Annotated in this window: 18 protein-coding genes; 4 read left to right on the plus strand and 14 right to left on the minus strand. The window is 68.5% G+C overall.

Annotated features, from left to right (window positions below; genetic code table 11):
• Positions 1 to 79: 79 nt before the first annotated feature.
• The 10 genes from tatC to A3M1_RS0122515 all read right to left on the minus strand — a co-directional run bounded on the left by tatC (position 80) and on the right by A3M1_RS0122515 (position 10978).
• Entirely contained in the window at positions 80 to 883 is an 804-nt protein-coding gene (gene tatC / locus A3M1_RS0122470; protein WP_018391239.1) for a twin-arginine translocase subunit TatC, read from the minus strand.
• Entirely contained in the window at positions 880 to 1821 is a 942-nt protein-coding gene (gene tatB, locus A3M1_RS0122475) for a Sec-independent protein translocase protein TatB (RefSeq protein ID WP_018391240.1), read from the minus strand. The genes tatC and tatB overlap by 4 nt, the downstream gene beginning before the upstream one ends.
• Before the next feature lie 60 nt (positions 1822 to 1881).
• A complete protein-coding gene (locus tag A3M1_RS0122480) occupies positions 1882 to 2106 on the minus strand; it encodes a twin-arginine translocase TatA/TatE family subunit (protein ID WP_018391241.1) in 225 nt (74 codons plus the stop codon).
• 67 nt (positions 2107 to 2173) lie between these two features.
• The gene (locus tag A3M1_RS0122485) at positions 2174 to 3253 is read right to left on the minus strand and encodes an ABC transporter ATP-binding protein (RefSeq protein WP_018391242.1); all 1080 of its coding nucleotides are present in this window, start codon (positions 3251 to 3253) and stop codon (positions 2174 to 2176) included.
• A 33-nt stretch (positions 3254 to 3286) separates the two neighbouring features.
• A complete protein-coding gene (gene scpB / locus A3M1_RS0122490; protein ID WP_018391243.1) occupies positions 3287 to 4018 on the minus strand; it encodes an SMC-Scp complex subunit ScpB in 732 nt (243 codons plus the stop codon).
• Entirely contained in the window at positions 4015 to 4821 is an 807-nt protein-coding gene (locus tag A3M1_RS0122495; RefSeq protein WP_018391244.1) for a ScpA family protein, read from the minus strand. The genes scpB and A3M1_RS0122495 overlap by 4 nt, the downstream gene beginning before the upstream one ends.
• A 19-nt stretch (positions 4822 to 4840) precedes the next feature.
• Positions 4841 to 5869, minus strand: a complete 1029-nt coding sequence (nagZ, locus tag A3M1_RS0122500) for a beta-N-acetylhexosaminidase (protein ID WP_018391245.1) — start codon at positions 5867 to 5869, stop codon at positions 4841 to 4843.
• A 14-nt stretch (positions 5870 to 5883) separates the two neighbouring features.
• Complete coding sequence (locus A3M1_RS0122505) at positions 5884 to 7902, minus strand: SPOR domain-containing protein (RefSeq protein WP_018391246.1); 2019 nt, start codon at positions 7900 to 7902, stop codon at positions 5884 to 5886.
• A gap of 90 nt (positions 7903 to 7992) precedes the next feature.
• A complete protein-coding gene (gene argS, locus A3M1_RS0122510; RefSeq protein WP_018391247.1) occupies positions 7993 to 9759 on the minus strand; it encodes an arginine--tRNA ligase in 1767 nt (588 codons plus the stop codon).
• A gap of 46 nt (positions 9760 to 9805) precedes the next feature.
• The gene (locus A3M1_RS0122515) at positions 9806 to 10978 is read right to left on the minus strand and encodes a deoxyguanosinetriphosphate triphosphohydrolase (protein WP_018391248.1); all 1173 of its coding nucleotides are present in this window, start codon (positions 10976 to 10978) and stop codon (positions 9806 to 9808) included.
• Between the two features lie 98 nt (positions 10979 to 11076).
• On the opposite strand from A3M1_RS0122515, the gene A3M1_RS0122520 reads away from it, so the two are divergent.
• The 3 genes from A3M1_RS0122520 to xth are packed head-to-tail and all read left to right on the plus strand — an operon-like array spanning position 11077 to position 13019.
• Positions 11077 to 11436 carry an iron-sulfur cluster assembly accessory protein gene (locus A3M1_RS0122520; RefSeq protein WP_018391249.1) on the plus strand — a complete coding sequence of 120 codons (360 nt, stop codon included), beginning with the start codon at positions 11077 to 11079 and terminating at the stop codon, positions 11434 to 11436.
• Entirely contained in the window at positions 11436 to 12188 is a 753-nt protein-coding gene (locus A3M1_RS0122525) for a 5'-methylthioadenosine/adenosylhomocysteine nucleosidase (RefSeq protein WP_018391250.1), read from the plus strand. The genes A3M1_RS0122520 and A3M1_RS0122525 overlap by 1 nt, the downstream gene beginning before the upstream one ends.
• 48 nt (positions 12189 to 12236) lie before the next feature.
• Entirely contained in the window at positions 12237 to 13019 is a 783-nt protein-coding gene (xth, locus tag A3M1_RS0122530; RefSeq protein WP_018391251.1) for an exodeoxyribonuclease III, read from the plus strand.
• A gap of 143 nt (positions 13020 to 13162) precedes the next feature.
• Here the strand turns inward: xth and A3M1_RS0122535 are convergent, their stop codons facing one another.
• Complete coding sequence (locus A3M1_RS0122535; protein ID WP_018391252.1) at positions 13163 to 13999, minus strand: tetratricopeptide repeat protein; 837 nt, start codon at positions 13997 to 13999, stop codon at positions 13163 to 13165.
• Complete coding sequence (ilvD, locus tag A3M1_RS0122540; protein WP_018391253.1) at positions 13992 to 15719, minus strand: dihydroxy-acid dehydratase; 1728 nt, start codon at positions 15717 to 15719, stop codon at positions 13992 to 13994. Before ilvD ends, A3M1_RS0122535 begins: the two co-directional genes overlap by 8 nt.
• Positions 15720 to 15964: 245 nt before the next feature.
• On the opposite strand from ilvD, the gene A3M1_RS0122545 reads away from it, so the two are divergent.
• Positions 15965 to 16162 (plus strand): hypothetical protein, encoded by a 198-nt coding sequence (locus tag A3M1_RS0122545; RefSeq protein WP_018391254.1) that lies wholly within the window; start codon positions 15965 to 15967, stop codon positions 16160 to 16162.
• 12 nt (positions 16163 to 16174) lie between these two features.
• Here A3M1_RS0122545 and A3M1_RS0122550 read toward each other — a convergent pair whose 3' ends face one another.
• Together A3M1_RS0122550 and A3M1_RS0122555 are read right to left on the minus strand one after the other, a co-directional pair.
• A complete protein-coding gene (locus A3M1_RS0122550) occupies positions 16175 to 16891 on the minus strand; it encodes an MgtC/SapB family protein (protein ID WP_018391255.1) in 717 nt (238 codons plus the stop codon).
• A gap of 56 nt (positions 16892 to 16947) precedes the next feature.
• Complete coding sequence (locus tag A3M1_RS0122555) at positions 16948 to 19779, minus strand: valine--tRNA ligase (RefSeq protein ID WP_018391256.1); 2832 nt, start codon at positions 19777 to 19779, stop codon at positions 16948 to 16950.
• Positions 19780 to 19781 lie beyond the last annotated feature (2 nt).

Here is a 19781-nt window from a genome sequence, read left to right on the forward strand (position 1 = left end):
CCAAGAGAACATCGTCATCCTGAGGTGCCCGGCAAAGCCGGGCTTTGAGGCATGCCGACCTGGCGCAGACCGCCCCGCCTCAGACGGCGGCGTTTTCGGCCGCTTCCGCTGCTTCCGCCGCGCGCTTTTTCTTCTTCTCGACCATGCGCACCAGCAGGACCGAGACCTCGTAGAGAAGCAGCGTCGGGATGGCGAGGGCGAACTGGCTCACCACGTCAGGCGGCGTCAGCACCGCCGCGGCGACGAACACGCCGACAATCGCGTAGCGCCGCGCCTTCTTCAGCTGGTCCGACGTGACGACCCCAATCTGTGCCAGAAGGGTGAGGATCACAGGCAACTGGAAGCAGATGCCGAAGGCGAAGATCAGCGTCATGATCAGCGACAAATATTCGCTGACCTGCGGCAGCATCGAAATCTCGGGCGTATCCGGCCCGGCCAACTGCTGCATGGAGAGGAAGTAGGTCATCGCCAGCGGCATGGCGACGAAATAGACGAAGGCCGCCCCGATCAGGAAGCACACCGGCGTCGCCACCAGATAGGGGCGAAAGGCGTTCTTCTCGTGGCTGTAGAGCCCCGGCGCGACGAACATGTAGATCTGCGTCGCCACGATGGGGAAGGAGATGAAGGCCGCACCGAACATGCCGAGCTTGATCTGGGTGAACAGGAATTCCTGCGGCGCGGTGTAGATGAGCTTCACATGCTCGGTGCCGCCGGCCGCGAACTCATAGGGCCAGAGCAGGATGTTGTAGATGAACTTACCCAGCATGAAGCAGGCGAAGAAGGCGATAAAGAACGCGATCAGCGACTTGATGAGGCGCGAGCGCAGCTCGATCAGATGCTCGATCAGCGGCGCCTTCGAGGCGTCGATTTCATCCTGGCTCATAGGGCCGGCCCTTCATTGCCGGAGGCCGGCTTGACCTTGACGCGCGGCTTGGTAGCCCGTTTGGCAGCCGGCTTGGCGGCGCGTTCGGCCGGTGCGCCCTGATCCAGCGAGGCGACCGCCTCGAACAGTTCCGGCTCGGCCACTTCCGTCGCCGCAACAGGCTTGCGCGCCGTGCGACGGGGGGCGGGCTTCGGCGCCTCGGCGGATGGTGTATCGGTGGAGGCGGCATCGGCCACGGCGGCCGCACGTGCCCGCTTCGGCTTCGCGGCCGGCGTGACGGCAGGAGCAGGCTCCGCCGGCTTGGGCATGTCGGCGGATTTGGTCGTTTCGGCAGGCTTTGGCGTATCAACAGGCTTCGGCGCGTCGATGGACTTGGGAGCCTCCGCAGGAGCGGCCGCCGTCTGTGGCCGTGGCGCGGTGGTAGAGTCTGGCGCGGACGGAGACGGCGTCGCGGCCGCCACAGGCGCGGAAGCGGCGGCCGGGGCCGACGCCTCAAGCCCGGCAGCCGCGTTGCGGACCTCATCCTCCACCGTCTCGAACGGGTGCGGCTCCAGATCGCCGGGCGCGGGCAGCGCGGGCTCCGCCACGGCCGCCGGCGGCAGGCCGGTGCCGGCCTCGACACTGCCAGTGGGCGCCTTCAGATCGGTTTCGATATCCTGCAGCGGGTTGGTCGGCAGCGCCTTGGAGATCGACTCGCGGGCATTGCTCGCCAGCCCGGAGAGATCGCTCCGGAGCCCGCTCACGCTGTCCTTGAGGTCGGAAAGCTCCGCCTCGCGCAGCGCCTCGTTGAACTGCCCCTGAAACTCGCCCGCCATGTGGCGAAGCTTGCGCACGCCCTGCCCCATCGTGCGCAGCACGCGCGGCAGCTCCTTCGGTCCAATCACCACGAGGGCGACCACGCCGATGACGAGAAATTCCGTCCAGCCGATATCAAACATGAATTACGCGGGGTCGCTGAAGCGCGACCCTCCCCGATCGAAAAGCCGTGAGGCCGGAAATCAGCTGACCTTGGTCTGCTCGGCTTCCACCTTCGGCTGGTGATCGAGCGAACGCGCCGGCTCGCCAGGCTTCGCCGCCGTATCCTCGTCGTCGGCCATGCCCTTCTTGAACGCCTTGATGCCCTTGGCGGCATCGCCCATCAGCTCGGACAGCTTGCCGCGACCGAAGAGGAGGAGCACGACCACCAGCACGATGATCCAGTGCCAGATGCTCAACGAACCCATCACAAAACTCCCTTGTCCGAAGCGCCGCCGGCCCCTCGCGGCCGCGCATCGCAATTGAAACCGGACACTAGGGCCGGCCTGTGGCGAAGACAAGAACCTCCGCCGGCTCGATGTTCACTCCGACGTCATGCCCACGCAATAGGCCGGCCGTGGTGCGGCGGCGTGCGACCAATGGCCGGTCCAGCCCCTCCACCGCCACCTCATAGAGGTCGAGTTCGCCGAGGAAGCGGTGGTTGATGATTCGCCCCGGCACGCCCGAGCCGGGCGCCTTGAGCTCGATCCCCTGCGGGCGGATGGCGGCGATTGCCCCGGCGCCCTCGGCAAGGCCGGGCGCCTGGAAACGACCAAGCGCCGTCGCCACCCGGCCGCCGCTCACCACGCCCTCCACCTCGTTGATTTCACAGAAGAAACGGGCCACTTCAATGTCGGCGGGGTGGCGGTAGAGCTCTTCCGGCGGGCCCACCTGGACGAGTTTTCCCTTGCGCATCAGCGCGATCCGGTCACCCAATCGCAGCGCTTCTTCCGGGTCGTGAGTGACGATGATGCAGGTGGCGCGGGCATCGCGCAGCACCTTCAGCGTCTCGCTGCGCACACTTCCCCGCAGCCGACTGTCGAGCCCCGAGAACGGCTCGTCCATAAGGAGAATGCCGGGGCGCGGCACGAGCGCGCGGGCGAGCGCGACACGCTGCTGCTCACCGCCCGACAAAGCATGTGGATAGTTTTCCGCATAGGCTTCCAGACGCACACGCTCAAGCGCCCGCATCGCCTCGTCATGCGCCCCGGCCGGCCCCAGACGGCGCAGGCCGAAGGCGACATTCTCGACATTGGTGAGGTGCGGGAACAGCGCATAGTCCTGGAACACCAGCCCGATGGCGCGTTTTTCCGGCGGCACGAAGGCCTCGGGGCCGGCCACCACATGCGTGTCGAGCAGGATTCGCCCGCGCGTCGGCCGCTCGATGCCGGCGATCAGCCGCAGCAGCGTGGTCTTGCCGCAACCGGACTGGCCGAGCAGGCAGATGATCTCGCCCGGTTCGACGGTGAGGCTGACGCCGCGCACCGCTTCCACCTCGCCATAACCGTGGTGCACATCCTCGATCACCAGCCGGCTGGCGAGCGAGACCGGCGTGCGGGAGGGCTGGGACGGCATGGTGGTTCCTGTCTCTGTCAACATGGGAGGTTCTCAGCCGTCCTGATCGTCGTCGCCATCCGGCTCGGGCGCGAAGGACAGCTCGAATTCCGGCTCCAGCGGGTCTTCATCATCTTTCAGGTCCGGGTCGTCGCTGGGCAGCGGGACGGTCAGGCCGGCGGCGACGCGCGAATCGATCAACCCGGTGCCGCGCAGTTCGTCGAGGCCCGGCAGGTCCTGGATGGCATCCAGCCCGTAATGGACCAGGAAGGTCTCGGTGGTGCCATAGGTGACGGGTCGCCCCGGGCTGCGCCGCCGCCCGCGCAGGCGCACCCAGCCGGCCGCGAGCAGCACGTCGAGCGTGCCCTTATTGGTCGAGACGCCGCGAATTTCTTCAATCTCGGCGCGGGTGACGGGCTGGTGATAGGCGATGATGGCGAGCGTCTCCAGCGCGGCGCGAGAGAGCCGGCGCGGCTCCGGCTTGTCGCGGGCGAGGAGGAAGCCGAGATCGGGCGCGGTACGCAGCATCCATTTTCCGGCCGCCCGCACCAGGTTGAAGCCGCGATCGGCGTAATCGGCCGACAGCGCGGTGAGCAGCGCACGCACATCCGCGCCTTCCGGCAGCCGGGCGGCGATGATCGCCTCGTCCAGTGGCTCGCCGGCGGCGAACAGCATCGCCTCCAGCAGGCGCAGATCCGGGTCGCGGACGGTGGAAGACACAGCGTCGGGCGCCACCTCTTCCAGCTCAGGGTCGGGGCCCGCGACGCGGGCGGCTTCGGCGCTCATGCGCCCTCCCCCGGCACGTCGCGTCGGCTGCGGATCCAGATCGGCGCGAAGCTCTCCTCCTGCTGCACGTCGATCAGGCCCTCGCGCACCATCTCCAGCGTCGCCGAAAAGCCCGAGGCCAGCGCTGTCGCCCGCATCTTCGGGTCGGCGATCCAGTTGAGCAGGAAGCCGTCGAGCCGGGCCCATTCGCCGTGCAGCGCCAGCCGGCCCATCAGCCGCTCCAGCCGCTCGCGCGCCTCGGCAAGCGAGATCACGTTGCGCGGGGGAAAGCGCACCTGCGAGAGCGCCATCTTCTGGCGCTGCGCGCCATAGGCGGCGAGAAGGTCGTAAAGCGTCGCCTCATAGACGATGGGCCCCGCCGCCTGCAGCGGTTCCGGGGCGCCGCGCTGGAACACCTCGTGGCCGATGCGGTCGCGGGTGGCGAGATGGGCGGCGGCGGCGCGGATCTGCTCCAGCCGGCGCAGGCGCTCGGCAAGATCGGCCGCGAGATCGGAGGCACTCGGCCCCTCCTCCTTCGGCGGATCGGGCAGCAGCAGGCGGGATTTGAGATAGGCGAGCCAGGCCGCCATCACCAGATAGTCGGCCGCCAGTTCCAGCCGGATGCGCCGCGCGGCCTCGACGAACAGCAGATACTGCTCGGCGAGTTGCAGGATGGAAATGCGGTGCAAATCCACCTTCTGCGTGCGCGCAAGCGCCAGCAACAGGTCGAGCGGCCCCTCGAAGCCGTCGACATCCACCACCAAGGCGGGCTCGTCCGCCTGGCGCGCGGCGTCGGCATCGAAGGTGAACTGGCTTTGAACCATGCGGGACCGCGATCGACGTTCAGGACGTCGCGATCATAGCCGAAAAACGCGCCCGCGCCTCGCCGAGGGCTATTTCTTCCGCCGGATTGATTCGTGCAAGCGCCGCCGCGCAGCGCCGTGCCGCCTCGCCCTGCAGTACCGGGGTGCGGGAGGCCACTTCCGCCATCTCGTCGAGCCGCCCATTGCAATGCAGCGCCAGGTCGCAACCTGCGGCGAAGGAGGCCTCGGTGCGGTGTGCGAGCGAACCCGCAAGCGCGCCCATGGAGAGATCGTCGCTCATCAGCGCGCCGTCAAAGCCGATATGGCCGCGAATGATCTCCTCGATGACCTTCGGCGACGTCGTTGCCGGCCGGTCGGGGTCGATGTCGGCATAGACGACATGAGCCGTCATGCCGAGCGGCAGATCGGACAGCAGGCGGAACGGCGCGAAATCGGTCGCTTCCAGCTCGGCGCGCGGGGTCTCGACGATGGGCAGGCTCTCATGGCTGTCAGCATTGGCACGGCCATGGCCGGGAATGTGCTTGAGCACTGGCAGCACGCCGCCCGCCATCAGCCCTTCGGCGGCGGCGCGGGCGAGATGGGCCACCTGCGCCGGGGTCGACCCATAGGCACGGTCGCCGATGATGCCATGGCCTTCCGGCAGGCGCAGATCCGCGCAGGGCACGCAGTCCACCGTGATACCAAGCGCGGCGAGATCGGCCGCCATCAGCCGGGCACCGAGCCGGGCCGCCTCCGCCGCGCCTTCCACATCGCCGGCCTCGGCCCGGCGGGCGAAAACCTCGGCGGGGGGGTAGGCCGGCCAGTGCGGCGGACCGAGCCGCTGCACCCGTCCGCCCTCCTGGTCGATCAGCACGGCTGCATCGGCGCGGCCGACCGCGGCACGGAAAGCGGCGACCAGCGCGGCCACCTGCGCCGGGCTCTCCACATTGCGACGGAACAGGATCAGCCCCCACGGGGCCGCCTCCTTCAAGAAGGCGGTCTCGTCAGGGGTGAGCAAAGTTGCGGCGCAGCCGGTGATGAAGGCGCGCGGCGCGTTGGGGGCGTTCATGAGGGCCTGGCGTCTCAGTTGCGCGCGACCATGCAGGTCGTGCCTTGGGCGCGCAGGGCCTCGCACAGGCCGACAGCGCCCTCGCGCGAGCTGAAATTGCCCACCTGTGCCCGGTAATAAATCCCCTTGTCGCCGAGATCGGCCCGCTTCACGCTGAAAGGCTGGTTACGCAGCAGGTCCGAGTACCGGGCCTGGGCGCTGCGCCAGGTCGCCTGCGCCTCCGCCTCGGAACGAACGGCGGCGATCTGTACGACAAAGGCACCGGCCGGCACGGCCGCAGTGCTTGCCGAGGCGGCAGGGGCCGCCGCAACGCGGGCAGCAGGCGCCGCCGCTGGGGTTGGGGCCGGAGCTGGGGCCGGGGTCGCGTCGGCAGGCATGTTTTCGACGATGGAGGGCGTCGCCGAGAGCGGCATTGGCGTCGTCGGCACCGCCCCGCCCGTGCCGAGATTCAGCGCGACGGGATTGCCCGCCGGCCCGGCAGAGGCGCCGGGCGGCAGGGGCGCGGCGGGGGCCGGTACTTCCACGACGGTGCCATCGGCGCGCACGGTCAGGGTCCGCACCCGCTTGGGTTCGGCCGAGCCGGCGCCACCCGCCGAAGGAGTGGTCTGGATGACGCGCGGCTGCGGCTGCGCCGCCTGCGACACGTCGACCGGCTGCTCCTCGCTGGAAACCACCTGCTCGTTGCCGGTGGTCGCGCCACCGCCGACACGGTCATAGATCAGCTTCTGGCCATCGGCGGTCTGCTCCGCCACCGGCTGGTTCGGGACCACCTTGTTTGGCCCCTGGTCGGCGCGGATGACGGGCGGCGCGCCCGACACGCCAGACCCCGACGGGCCGGACACCAGGACATAGCCGAGCGCCGCCGCGCCGATGAACACCAGCACCGCGCCGCCGATCATCAGCAGGCGCTTGCGATTGGGGCCACGTGGAGCTTCCTCCTCCGCAGCGTACTCGTCATAGGAGCCGGCATCCGGCGGATAATCGCCGGCCGAGCGCCCGTAATCATAGGCGTCCTCGTCGAGATCGACGGGCTGCGGGGCCGGCGGGCTCACCTGCCGGGCTGCCGGCGGCGGGGGCGCGGCGGGCGCCACAGGCTGAGCCGGCGCCACCGGGACATCGACAGCGCGGGCGGCGGCCGTGGCCCGGGTCATCCAGGCCGGCACGCGGGACTCGTCGGAAGCCTCGTCGGCGCTGGCCGGCTGCGCGGAAGGCCCGCGCACAGCCTCGCGCGCAGCCGCCTCGCGACGTGCCGCATCCTGGCGCACCGTTTCCTGACGCTGCGCCTCACGGCGCATCGCCTCGTGGCGCGCCGCTTCCTGACGCGCCGCTTCCTGTCGGGCCAGATCCTGTCGGGCGAAATCCTGCCGGGCGGCATCCAGGCGCACGGCCTCCTGCCGCAGGGCGTCCTGCCGAAGCGCTTCCTGCCGGGCCATGTCCGCCGGCGTCATCGGCGCCCGCGCCGCCGGGGCGCGCGGCGCGTCGGTGCGGGTAGCATCGGCGCGAGGAGCCTCGGGGCGCGGCGCTTCTGCGCGCAACGGTTCGGCCCGCGGCGGCAGCGGACGCTGCGGCGCTGAGGGAGCGGCGCCCGGCGGCATCTCCGGACGCGACGCCGGCATACGGCGCGCCGCATCGGTGGCCTGCGGGCGCGGCGGAACATAGGCCGCACGCGGATCGGGACGTTCGCCACGGGCCGGCTCGCGATGCGCGTCGCGGGCCGCCTCCTCCGCACCGGAGCGCGACAGCGGCGCGGTGCGGGGCACGCCCTCGCCATAGACTTCCGCCGCCAGCGCGGCAAAGGAGCCGGGCGCCGGGCGCCCCTCCTCCGCCGGACGGCGGGCGGTCAGCGGAGGGCGCGTGGGCGCGGGAGCGACGGGCCGGGAAGAGGGATGCTGGGGCGCAGCGGGTTGATGGGCCGGTGGCGCCTGCCGCAGCAGCTCCGCGAAATCGTCTTCCTGGGCCATCAGGCGCGCAAGTTCGGCAAGCGGATCCTCGGCGGCGTTTTCCGGCCGATCACGCATGTTCTCATTGCCCATCTTCAGAACCTGTTCGCCACGATCAAAACGAGGACCGCCCACCGGGCGGCATCACGGGAGCGGCAGGTCGAACGAACCGTCGCGACGCGCTCACCGCATTTCTTCGGGAGCATCGACTCCAAGAATGGAAAGTCCTGAAGCGATGATCAGCGCGACCGCGTGCACCAAAGCCAGCCGCGCATAAGTCAATTCTCGATCATCTTCGATAATGAAGCGTAAATGAGGCGAATCCTTCCCGCGACTCCACTGTCCGTGCAAGGCACTGGCGAGATCGTACAGATAGAATGTCACCCGATGGGGCTCGCGCGCCGAGGCGGCCTGCTCGACCATGCGCGGATAGTTGGCGATCAGCCGAGCAAGGCCGAGTTCCCCTTCGTCGCTCAGCCGTGACAGCGCCGCGCCGGCGAATTCAACCGTCGCCTCCGGCAGGTCCGGAAACGCCTGCCGCGCATTGCGCAGGATCGAGCTCGCCCTTGCATGGGCGTACTGCACATAGAACACCGGGTTCTCGCGCGACTGCTCGATCACCTTGGCGAGATCGAAGTCGAGCACGGCGTCGTTCTTGCGGTTGATCATCATGAACCGCACCGCGTCGCGGCCGACCTCGTCGACCACGTCGCGCAGGGTGACGAAATCGCCGGAGCGCTTGGACATCTTGACCGGCTCGCCATTGCGCAGCAGGCGCACCAGCTGGCACAGCTCGACATCAAGGCTCGCCGCGCCGTCCGACGCGGCCTTCACCGCCGCCTGCATACGCTTGACATAGCCGCCATGGTCGGCGCCCCAGATGTCGATCATCCGCTTGAATCCGCGGTCGAACTTGTCCTTGTGATAGGCGATGTCGGCGGCGAAATAGGTATAGGCGCCGTCCGATTTCATCAGCGGCCGGTCCACATCGTCGCCAAACTGGGTGGCGCGGAACAGCGTCTGCTCGCGGTCCTCCCAGTCCTCGACCGGCTGCCCCTTGGGCGGCGCCAGGCGGCCCTCATAGACGAGATCGCGCGCCCGCAGCGTGTCGAGCAGGCGGTCGATGGTGCTCGGCGCCCCGTCGGGGCGGGCGTGCAATGTCCGCTCGGAGAAGAACGCTTCATGATGGATGTTCAGCGCCGCCAGATCGGTGCGGATCATCGCCATCATAGCGTCGATGGCGACATCCCGCACCGCCGGCAGCCACTCCGCTTCCGGCTTGTCGCGCAGCGTGCGGCCATATTTCGTCACCAGCGCCTTGCCGACGGGGACGAGATAGTCGCCGGGATAGAGCCCCTCGGGGATGGTTATTTCCTCGCCCAGCGCCTCGCAATAGCGCAGGAAGGCCGACCGGGCGAGGACATCGACCTGCGCGCCGGCATCGTTGATGTAATATTCGCGCGTCACCTTCCAGCCGGCAAAGGCCAGGAGATTGGCCAGCGCGTCACCGAACACCGCCCCCCGGCAATGGCCGACATGCATCGGGCCGGTGGGGTTGGCCGAGACATATTCGACATTGATGGCCTGCCCGCCGCCGGAATCCGAGCGACCGAACTCCCGGCCCTGCCGCAGCACGGCTCCGATCACCTGCGGCCAATAGGTGCCGTCGAGGCTGAGATTGATGAAGCCGGGGCCGGCCACATCCACCTTCGCCACGCCGGGAATCGCGGCCAGGTGGGTCGCCAGCTTCTCGGCCAGATCGCGCGGCTTCAGCCCGGCATCCTTGGCCAGCACCATGGCCGCATTGGTGGCGAGGTCGCCATGGCTGGCGTCGCGCGGCGGCTCCACCACCACCCGCGCGGTATCGACGCCCGGCGGCACCACGCCTTCGCTTGCGAGCTTTGCGAGGGCGTCGCGGACGTGGTCGGCGAAGAGGGCGAAGAGGTTCATGAGGATCATCTCCCGGCACGGCCAGACCCAGAAGGGGCCGCTGCCGCTACCGCAGTTCCGGTGCCCTGTCAAAGAGCCGGGCGTGCTCGGCCAAGGCGTAGCGGTCGGTCTGGCCGGCGAGGAAATCGGCGATGCGCCGCGCCCGGGCAGCCTCGCCGCGCCCTTCCACGCTGGCGCGCCATTCCTCCGGCAGCGCCTTTGTGTCGGCCATGTAGCGGGCGAACAGCTCGCGCACCACGTCGCCGGCGGCTTCCATCGTCGCCATGACGCGCGGATGCCGGTACATGCGAGGAAAAAGAAAGGCCTTGATCGCCTTTTCCGCCGCCGCCGTTTCCGCTGAAAACCCAATCACCGCATGGCCGAGGCGGCGGATGGCGTCGGCATCGTCCGGACGGGCCGCCTCGATCCGCCGGCGGCTCTCCGCCACCACGTCGCCGATCAGCACGGTGATCATGCGCCGGCCGAGTTCGTGGAACACCCGCGCGCGGTCAAGATCGGGCCAACGGGCGTGGATGTCGGAGAGGACAGTGTGGACAAGCGGGAGGCCAGTCAGTTCAGTGAGATCAAACAGGCCCGCGCGCAGCCCGTCGTCGAGGTCGTGCACATCATAGGCGATGTCGTCGGCAATGGCGGCGACCTGCGCCTCGGCGCAGGGCCAGCTCCACAACCACAGATCCTGCCGCTCGGCATGCACCGCGATGGCGTGCGGCAGCGGGCCCGCCACCGGACCATTATGCTTCACGATCCCCTCATGGGTCTCCCAGGAGAGGTTCAGCCCGTCGAAATCGGGATAGCGGTTCTCCAGCCGTGTCACCACCCGCAGAGACTGCGCATTGTGATCGAAGCCGCCATAGGCAGCCATGCAGGTGTCGAGCACCCGTTCGCCGGCATGGGCGAAGGGCGGGTGGCCGAGATCATGCGCCAGAGCCAGCGCCTCGCTCAGATCCTCGTCGAGCCCCAGCGCGCGGGCGACCGAGCGCGCCACCTGCACCACTTCCAGCGTATGGGTCAGCCTCGTCCGGTAATGGTCGCCCTCATGATAGGAAAAGACCTGCGTCTTGTAGGCGAGCCGGCGGAAGGCGCTGGAATGGATAATGCGGTCGGCGTCGCGGCGGAAGGCGCTGCGGGCGTCCCCGCCGGGCTCGGGATGGAGCCGCCCGCGGCTGTCCTCGGCCCTCGACGCCCATGGCGCACGCGGCGCTGCCTCGGCCACCGCCATGCGCAATTCTCCTGCCAGTCGCGCGCGCAGCCCCTTTGACTCGCGGGCGGCAGCACTTAACTATCGCTATAGGTCATATTCAACGGGTAGTGAGCAACATGAGCGCAGGTTCTTCGCCCGACATCGTTGCGGCCACCGCCGTCGGCGTCACCGCCAGCGCGGCGCGCCGGATCGCCGAGATTCTCCGTGGCGAGCCGCCGGAGAGCATGCTGCGGGTCAGCGTGGAAGGCGGCGGCTGTTCCGGCTTCCAATACAAGTTCGACATTACCCGCTCCCGCGAGGCGGACGACATCGTCATCGCCGAGGGTGAGGCCAGCGTGGTGATCGATCCCGTGTCGCTGGAATACATGTCCGGCTCGCATATCGATTATGTCGACGACCTGATCGGCGCCTCGTTCCGCATCGCCAACCCGCAGGCCACCGCCTCCTGCGGCTGCGGCACCAGCTTCGCCCTCTGATGCGCCCGGTCGGCGTGCTCTGCGCCATTCCGCAGGAATTCGCCTTTCTCGCCGACAATCTCACCGGCACCGAAATCACCGAGCGCGCCGGCATGGTGTTCCATGCCGGCCGGCTTGATGGCCATGAGGTCGTGCTGGCACGCGCCGGCATGGGCAAGGTGAATGCCGGCATCGCCGCGACGCTGCTGCTGGAACGGTTCGACTGCCGCCTGCTGCTGTTCTCCGGCATTGCCGGCGGCCTCGACCCGGCGCTGTCCATCGGCGATGTGGTGATCGCCGACCATGTCGTGCAGCACGATGCTGGCTATTACGACGCGGACGAGGCCTTCATCGTCTACCAGGCGGGGCACCTGCCCTTCTTCAGCCCGCAGGAAGAGCTCGGCCACAGCGCCGATGGCCCCCTGCTGGAGCGCGTCCAGGCGGCCCTGGCCGCGCTTTCGCTGGCGCCGCTATCGGCCGCCGGCGGCGAGAGGGCGCCTCAGCTGCATTATGGCCGCATCCTCACCGGCGACCAGTTCATCAATTCCGAGATGCTGCGCGAGCGCCTGTTTCGGGAACTTGGCGGTGCGGCGGTGGAGATGGAGGGCGGGGCGATGGCTCAGACCGCCGCTGCCTATGGCGTGCCGTGGCTGGTGGTCCGCACCCTTTCCGATCTCGCCGGGCGCGACTCGCATTTCGATTTCCGCCAGTTCGTCGACGAAGTGGCGCTCTCCTCCGCCCTCATCGTGCGCCGGCTGCTGCCAGTGCTGTAGAGTGGCGGCCGATTCACCGCCCCCTTCCCGCCTGCCCGTGAGAGCCCGATGCGTATCGCTACCTGGAACGTCAATTCGATCCGGCAACGCCAGGAACATGCGGTGGCCTGGCTCACCGAGACCCGGCCGGACGTGGTGTGCCTGCAGGAGCTGAAATGCGCCGACGAGGCGTTTCCGCGCGAGACATTCGAGGCGCTCGGCTACAATGTCGCCGTGCATGGCCAGAAGGGCTTCAACGGCGTCGCCGTGCTCTCGCGCCTGCCCTTTGACGAGGTGACGACTGGGCTGCCCGGAGACGAGGCCGATGTGCAGTCGCGCTTCATCGAGGTGGTGGTCTCGACCCCGGAAGGCTCGCTGCGCGTGTGCGGCATCTACCTGCCCAACGGCAACCCCGTGGGCACGGAGAAATACCCCTACAAGCTCGGCTGGATGCAGCGGCTGAAAACCCATATCGCTGGGCGCCTCGCCTTCGAGGAACCGTTCATCGTCTGCGGCGACTACAACGTCATTCCCGAGCCGGAAGATGCCGCCCATCCCGAGGCCTGGACCGAGGACGCGCTGTTCCTGCCGCAGACACGGGCGGCGTTCCGCGAAATTCTCAATCTCGGCATGACCGATGCGCTGCGCGCCACCACTGAAGAGGCCGGCATCTACAGCTTCTGGGATTATCAGGCCGGCGCCTGGCAGCGGAACAACGGCATCCGCATCGACCATCTGCTGCTCTCGCCACAGGCCACCGACCGGCTGACGGCGGTGGGTGTCGACAAGCATGTGCGCGGCTGGGAAAAGCCCTCCGACCATGTGCCGGTGTGGGCGGAGCTGTCGCTTTAGGCGCTGGCGGGTTCAGGTTTCCCTCATCCCGGCCGCGCGGAGCGAGAGCCGCAGGATCGCTCTCCGTCACCGAGCCGATCCCGGATCGGCCTGCGGCCGTCCGGGATGACGTTGGCCGACAGGCCGGGCTGGAGCCGCGCGCCTCAGCGCACCGTCTTCATGTACTGTTCGAGATAGACCAGCGCCATGGCGCGCTCGTCCGGGCTGGCGTTGGAGAAGGCGTCCTCATAGAGGTCCACCACCCATTTGTCCTGCGGGCCGGCCGCGGCGTCGCGGGCGAGCGTCAGCCACATCAGGCCGCGCGCCGCCTGCCGGGGAATGCCGTCATCGCCCTTGAACAGCAGGCCGCCCAGCGCCGCCTGCGCCTGATACTGGCCCTTCTGCGCCGCCAGCCCGAGCCAGCGCGCGGCAAAGCGCGGGTCGCGGTCGACGCCATCGCCGTCGATATAGAGCCGCGCCAGATGATATTGCGCGCCGGGGTCGCCGAAATAGGAGGCGGCATAGGCGAACATGTCGCGCGCGCGGGTGGCGTCGCGGCGCACCTTGCTGTTGGGAATGCCGACGAGATAATAGGCCCCGAGCGCCACGAAGGCATCCGCCGCGAAGCGCGCCTCCGGCGTCGCCGGGTTGTCGTCGGCATGCATGTTGGCGATCTGGCTGAAATACTCGAACGCCTTGATGTCGTTGCGCTCGACGCCCTCGCCTTCCGCATACATGCGGCCGAGCTTCCACTGCGCGCCGGCATGGCCCTTTTCGGCCGCGTAGCGCAGCGAATCGATGCCCTGCTCGGTCTGGCCCGAACGCAGAGCCTGCGCGCCGAAGCGCACGGATTCTTCAATGGTGCGCGGCTTGCCCGCCGGCACGGCCGCACCGGGCGGCGCGTCGGCGCCGGGGGTGCCGTCGAAGGCCGACGCCACCGACGGCGCCAGCACGAGCGCGCAAAGAAGGATAAGGGGCCTGAGGCCCGAAAGATCATACATCCGCATAGCACGCCGTCTCAGCCGCGCCGCCGGGGTGAGTGACCGCGCCATCACGGGCGGGTCCCACGGCCTGCGCGAACTTCCAGATGGCCCCCGAGCCGACGGGCGAGGGACGCGGTTTCCACTCCGCCCGGCGGGCGGCGAATTCCTCGTCCGAAAGCGCCACGTCAAGCGTGCCCTCGATCGCGTCAATGGTGATGATGTCGCCGTCTCGGATCAGCCCGATCGGCCCGCCGACCGCCGCCTCCGGCCCGACATGGCCGATGCAGAAGCCGCGCGTGGCGCCCGAGAAGCGCCCATCGGTGATCAGCGCCACCTTGTCGCCCACGCCCTGCCCATAGAGGGCGGCGGTGGTGGACAGCATTTCCCGCATGCCGGGCCCGCCCTTGGGCCCCTCATAGCGGATGACCAGCACCTCGCCCTCTTGATAGGCGCGGTGGGTCACGGCCTCGAAGCACGCTTCCTCACCGTCGAAGCAGCGGGCCGGGCCGGTGAACTTCTGGGTCTTGAGCCCCGCCACCTTCACGATGGCGCCATCGGGAGCGAGATTGCCCTGCAGGCCGACCACGCCGCCGGTGACGGTGATCGGGTCATTGGCCGGGCGGACCACGTCCTGGTGCGGGTTCCACTTCACCGAAGCGAGGTTCTCGGCAATGGTGCGGCCAGTCACGGTGAGGCAGTCGCCATGCAGGAAGCCGTGCTCCAGCAGCGTCTTCATCAGCAGCGGAATGCCGCCGGCCTCGAACATGTCCTTGGCGACATAGCGCCCACCGGGCTTGAGATCGGCGATGTAGGGCGTGCGCTTGAAGATCTCGGCGACATCGAACAGGTCGAATTTGATGCCGGCCTCATGCGCCATCGCCGGCAGGTGCAGCGCCGCATTGGTGGACCCGCCCGAGGCGGCGACCACGGTGGCGGCGTTCTCCAGCGCCTTCAGCGTGACGATGTCGCGCGGACGGATGTTACGGGCGACGAGATCCATGATCTGCTCGCCGGCCGCCATGCAGAACCGGTCGCGGATTTCATAAGGCGCCGGCGCGCCGGCCGAATAAGGCAGCGCGAGGCCGATCGCCTCGGAGACGGTGGCCATGGTGTTGGCGGTGAACTGCGCGCCGCAGGCTCCGGCGGAGGGGCAGGCGACCTGCTCCAGCTCGTCGAGGTCCTCGTCGGACATGAGGCCCACCGAGTGCTTGCCGACCGCCTCAAACATGTCCTGCACCGTCACCGGCTGGCCCCGGAAGGAGCCCGGCAGGATCGAGCCGCCATAGATGAAGATCGACGGCACGTTGAGGCGCAGCATCGCCATCATCATGCCTGGCAACGACTTGTCGCAGCCGGCCAGGCCGACCAGCGCGTCATAGGCATGGCCGCGAATGGTGAGCTCGACCGAGTCGGCGATAACCTCGCGCGAGGCGAGCGAGGCCTTCATGCCATCATGGCCCATGGCGATGCCATCGGTGACGGTGATGGTGCAGAATTCGCGCGGCGTGCCGTTTGCGCTCGCGACGCCCTTCTTCACCGCCTGCGCCTGACGCATCAGCGAGATGTTGCAGGGCGCGGCCTCGTTCCAGCACGAGGCGACGCCGACCAGCGGCTGATGGATCTGCTCGCGGGTCAGCCCCATCGCGTAGAGATAGGAACGATGCGGCGCGCGCGACGGGCCTTCCGTCACGTGGCGGCTCGGCAGGTTCCGCTTGTCGATGATCGTCCTGACGTCCATTTTCTTCACGCATCCCGGTGCGGGGGCTTCTTGTCGGCGCCGCATCCGACACCTTTATCCCCCGTCTATCCGTCGGATTTCGTGCCGGTTTGTGGCGGCTTCGCGGCGTGGGCGCCGTGGTCTTGGGTTATGGTTGCGAATGCGTGACACTGTTGCCAGCCAGTCACAAAATCGCGATAGCCAGACGGCTGGAAAAGCGGCCTCCGCGCAGAGCCCGGGGCCGCCGGAAAACCAGGGAGAGCAACGTGCCGAGCGGCAATATCGTGGAGCGCCTGCGGGCGATGGCGGCGAATCTGGACCAGTTCCGCCGCGACAAGGTCGAGGATGAGCTGTCGGAGGCTGCCGATGTCATCGAGCGGCTGCGCGCCGAGCTCGACCGGATGGAGGCGCGGCTCGCGGCGACGCAGACAGCCACGCCCGATTCTTCGCCCGCCCCGCAATAGCGGCCGCCCGCCTCAATCGGCCGCCGAGCGGGTCCAATCGGCCGAGGTCACGCCGGGCAGGTGGCGCAGCCGCGCCACCGCGGCATTCAGCTCGGCCACCCGCACGGAGGTGTTGACCAGCGTCGCGCGCAGCTCCGCCGTGCCGTCCGGCCGGTCTTGGATCTCGACCTCGTCGATCGGGAACTTCGCGGCTTCCAGCAGGCTGGAAACCTTGCTGCGCAGTTCCGCCGCCACCGTCGCGCCGGTGATGACGCTGACACCATAGGTCGCCTCGGTCGATTCCTCGTCGCGCGGCAGGCGCTCCAGCGCGCCCACCAGCGGGCGCAGCAGAGTGTTGCCGGCCAGCACGAAGCCGGTGAGCAGCACCGACTGGGCGACCAGATCCGCCCCGGCGCAGGCCCCCACCGCCGCCGAACACCACAGCGTCGCCGCTGTGTTCAGGCCGCGAATATTGGTGCCTTCCTTCATGATGACGCCGGCGCCGAGAAAGCCGATGCCGGACACCACATAGGCGACCACCCGCACCGCCCCCTCGGGGCCGGCCAGGTGCATCGCCATGTCGACGAACTGAGCGGCGCCGATCGCCACCAGCACATTGGTGCGCAGGCCGGCCGTGCGCTGGCGGTATTGCCGCTCGGCGCCGATCAGCGTGCCCATGGCGAAGGCGACCAGCAGGCTGACGATAGTGGAAAGGAAATCGCCCGGCTGGAACGACTCGATGAACGCCATGCCGATTCCCTGCCCGCCCTGCCCTATGCCGTCGCCTGCCGGTCGCGCCGCCTGCCTCAGCCGGCGCGGCCGAGCCGGGCCAGCGCCTCGCCAATCTTGCCCGCGCGCTCGGATGCCGCCTCGCGGCGCTCGCGCTGCTCCTCGATAACTTCCTCAGGTGCACGTTTGATGAAATCGGCATTGCCGAGCTTGGCGTCGACCTTGGCGATGTCGTCCTTCGCCTTGGCGAGCTCCTTGGCGAGGCGCGCGCCTTCCGCGTCCATGTCGATGACGCCCGCCAGCGGCAGCGCCGCCGTCTCGCCGCGCACCACGATCTGCACCGAGCCCGCCGGGGCCTCCGTCTCGAAGGAAATCGAGGACAGGCGGGCGAGCCGTGTCAGCGTGTCGAGCCACACCACCACGCGCTCGCGCACCTCGTCCGCCACGCCCACCAAGACGAGGGGAAGCTGCGCGCCGGCCGGCACGTTCATCTCGGCACGGACCGAGCGGATCTCCGTGATGAGGTCGAGCAGCCAGCCGATCTCGGCCTCGGCATCCGGCGCCTCCAGCCCTTCCAGCGCCGGCCACTCCGCCAGCGCCAGCAGGCTGGCGCGCGGCGCGCCGGTCTCGGCGGTGCGCGCCCACAGCTCTTCGGTGAGGAAGGGCATGAAGGGGTGCAGCATCTTCAGGATTTCGTCGAGCACGAAAGCGGTGGTCGCCCGCGTCTCGTCCTTCCAGCCGCCATTGCCGTTGAAAACAGGCTTGGCGAGTTCGAGATACCAGTCGCAGAAGATGTTCCACACGAAACGATAGGCCGCGCCGGCCGCCTCGTTGAACTTGTAGGCTTCCAGCGCCTGGGTGATCTCGGTGCCGGCCTTCTGCGTCTCCGAGAGAATCCAGCGGTTGAGCCGGGATTCGGCGTTGCGCGGCACGAAAGCCGGATCGCGCCCGCAGCCATTCATTTCAGCGAAGCGGGCCGCATTCCACAGCTTGGTGGAGAAGTTGCGGTAGCCCTCGACGCGGGCCGGGGCGAGCTTGATATCGCGCCCCTGCGCCGCCATCGCCGCCAGCGTGAAGCGCAGCGCGTCGGCGCCGTATTTCGACACCAGGTCCAGCGGGTCGATGACGTTGCCCTTGGACTTCGACATCTTGGCGCCCTTCTCGTCACGGACGAGGGCGTGGATGTAGACATCCTTGAACGGCACGTCGGGCATGAAGTGCAGGCCCATCATCATCATCCGGGCGACCCAGAAGAAGATGATGTCGAAGCCGGTGATGAGCACCGTGGTCGGGTAGAAGCGCGCCACTTCAGCCGTCTCGTCCGGCCAGCCGAGCGTCGAGAACGGCCACAGGGCGGAGGAGAACCAGGTGTCGAGCACGTCCTCGTCGCGGGTGATCAACGTCGCCCGCTTTTCCGGGTCAGCGGCAAGCTCCAGCGCCTCGGCGTCGGTGATGATGCCGTTCTGCACGCAATGGGCGAGCGCGGCGGCAACCGCTGCCTCTTCCGTCTCCTCGACGAAGACTGAGCCGTCCGGACCATACCAGGCCGGGATCTGGTGGCCCCACCAGAGCTGGCGCGAGACGCACCAGGGCTGGATGTTCTCCAGCCACTCGAAATAGGTCTTCTCCCAGTTCTTCGGCACGAAGTTCGTGCGCCCCTCGCGCACGGCGGCCAGCGCCGGCTGGGCAAGGGTGTGGGCGTCGACATACCACTGGTCGGTCAGCCACGGCTCGATGACCACATTCGAGCGGTCGCCATGCGGCACCATGTGGGTGTGCGGCTCGATGCGGTCGAGAACGCCGCGCTCTTCCATCAGCGCGACAATGGCCTTGCGCGCCGCTTCGCGCGAGAGCCCGTCGAGCGCCAGCGCGGCGTCGAGTTCGGCGCCCGGCTGCGCGCCCGCGAGGAACTCCTCATTGCCGGCCAGCGTGATGCGCGCCTCGGCGTCGAGCACGTTGATCATCGGCAGGCTGTGCCGGCGGCCAACCTCGAAATCGTTGAAATCATGCGCCGGGGTGATCTTCACCGCGCCGGTGCCCTTGGTCGGATCGGAATACTCGTCCGGCACGATCGGGATCAGCCGGCCGACCAGCGGCAGGCGCACCTTGGCCCCGGCGGCGACGAGGCCCTGATAGCGCGGGTCTTCCGGGTGCACCGCCACGGCCGTGTCGCCCAGCATGGTCTCGGGGCGGGTGGTGGCGACGACGATATAGTCGCGGGTCTCGAACTCGAAGGGCTGGCCGTTCTCGTCGAAGGCGATCGGGTGCTCATAGGTCACACCGTCGGCCAAGGGGTAGCGCAGGTGCCAGAGATGGCCCTTCACCTCGACCTGCAGCACTTCAAGGTCGGAAATGGCGGACTGGAACTTCGGGTCCCAGTTCACCAGCCGCTTGTCCTTGTAGATCAGCCCATCCTTGTAGAGCCGGACGAACACCTTGAGGACGGCGCGGGACAGGCCCTCATCCATGGTGAAGCGCTCGCGCGACCAGTCGCAGGAGGCGCCCAGCTTCTTCAGCTGGTTGATGATGGTGCCGCCGGATTCTTCCTTCCACGCCCAGATGCGCTCGACGAAGGCGGCGCGGCCCATGTCGCGGCGGCCGGGCAGCTGGCGCTCGGCGAGCTGGCGTTCCACCACCATCTGGGTGGCGATGCCGGCATGGTCGGTGCCGACCTGCCAGAGCACGTCCTTGCCGCGCATGCGCTCGAAGCGGCAGAGAATGTCCTGCAGCGTGTTGTTGAGCGCGTGCCCCATATGGAGCGAGCCGGTGACGTTGGGCGGCGGGATGACGATGCAATAGGGCTCGGCTCCTGCCCGCTCCGGACGCCCGGCCTTGAAGGCACCCGCCTCCACCCAGCTCTGGTAGATGCGGTCTTCGACGGCGGCGGGATCGAACCTGTTGTCGAGCATTT

It is taken from the genome of Ancylobacter sp. FA202 (assembly GCF_000380205.1).
In the GTDB taxonomy this organism is placed as follows: Bacteria; Pseudomonadota; Alphaproteobacteria; order Rhizobiales; family Xanthobacteraceae; genus Ancylobacter.

Excerpts from the sequence above, each read along its gene's own strand:
- tatC (WP_018391239.1), bottom strand. The coding sequence starts at position 883 with ATGAGCCAGGATGAAATCGACGCCTCGAAGGCGCCGCTGATCGAGCAT.
- tatB (WP_018391240.1), bottom strand. The coding sequence starts at position 1,821 with ATGTTTGATATCGGCTGGACGGAATTTCTCGTCATCGGCGTGGTCGCC.
- A3M1_RS0122480 (WP_018391241.1), bottom strand. The coding sequence starts at position 2,106 with ATGGGTTCGTTGAGCATCTGGCACTGGATCATCGTGCTGGTGGTCGTG.
- A3M1_RS0122485 (WP_018391242.1), bottom strand. The coding sequence starts at position 3,253 with ATGCCGTCCCAGCCCTCCCGCACGCCGGTCTCGCTCGCCAGCCGGCTG.
- scpB (WP_018391243.1), bottom strand. The coding sequence starts at position 4,018 with ATGAGCGCCGAAGCCGCCCGCGTCGCGGGCCCCGACCCTGAGCTGGAA.
- A3M1_RS0122495 (WP_018391244.1), bottom strand. The coding sequence starts at position 4,821 with ATGGTTCAAAGCCAGTTCACCTTCGATGCCGACGCCGCGCGCCAGGCG.
- nagZ (WP_018391245.1), bottom strand. The coding sequence starts at position 5,869 with ATGAACGCCCCCAACGCGCCGCGCGCCTTCATCACCGGCTGCGCCGCA.
- A3M1_RS0122505 (WP_018391246.1), bottom strand. The coding sequence starts at position 7,902 with ATGGGCAATGAGAACATGCGTGATCGGCCGGAAAACGCCGCCGAGGAT.
- argS (WP_018391247.1), bottom strand. The coding sequence starts at position 9,759 with ATGAACCTCTTCGCCCTCTTCGCCGACCACGTCCGCGACGCCCTCGCA.
- A3M1_RS0122515 (WP_018391248.1), bottom strand. The coding sequence starts at position 10,978 with ATGGCGGTGGCCGAGGCAGCGCCGCGTGCGCCATGGGCGTCGAGGGCC.
- A3M1_RS0122520 (WP_018391249.1), top strand. The coding sequence starts at position 11,077 with ATGAGCGCAGGTTCTTCGCCCGACATCGTTGCGGCCACCGCCGTCGGC.
- A3M1_RS0122525 (WP_018391250.1), top strand. The coding sequence starts at position 11,436 with ATGCGCCCGGTCGGCGTGCTCTGCGCCATTCCGCAGGAATTCGCCTTT.
- xth (WP_018391251.1), top strand. The coding sequence starts at position 12,237 with ATGCGTATCGCTACCTGGAACGTCAATTCGATCCGGCAACGCCAGGAA.
- A3M1_RS0122535 (WP_018391252.1), bottom strand. The coding sequence starts at position 13,999 with ATGTATGATCTTTCGGGCCTCAGGCCCCTTATCCTTCTTTGCGCGCTC.
- ilvD (WP_018391253.1), bottom strand. The coding sequence starts at position 15,719 with ATGGACGTCAGGACGATCATCGACAAGCGGAACCTGCCGAGCCGCCAC.
- A3M1_RS0122550 (WP_018391255.1), bottom strand. The coding sequence starts at position 16,891 with ATGGCGTTCATCGAGTCGTTCCAGCCGGGCGATTTCCTTTCCACTATC.
- A3M1_RS0122555 (WP_018391256.1), bottom strand. The coding sequence starts at position 19,779 with ATGCTCGACAACAGGTTCGATCCCGCCGCCGTCGAAGACCGCATCTAC.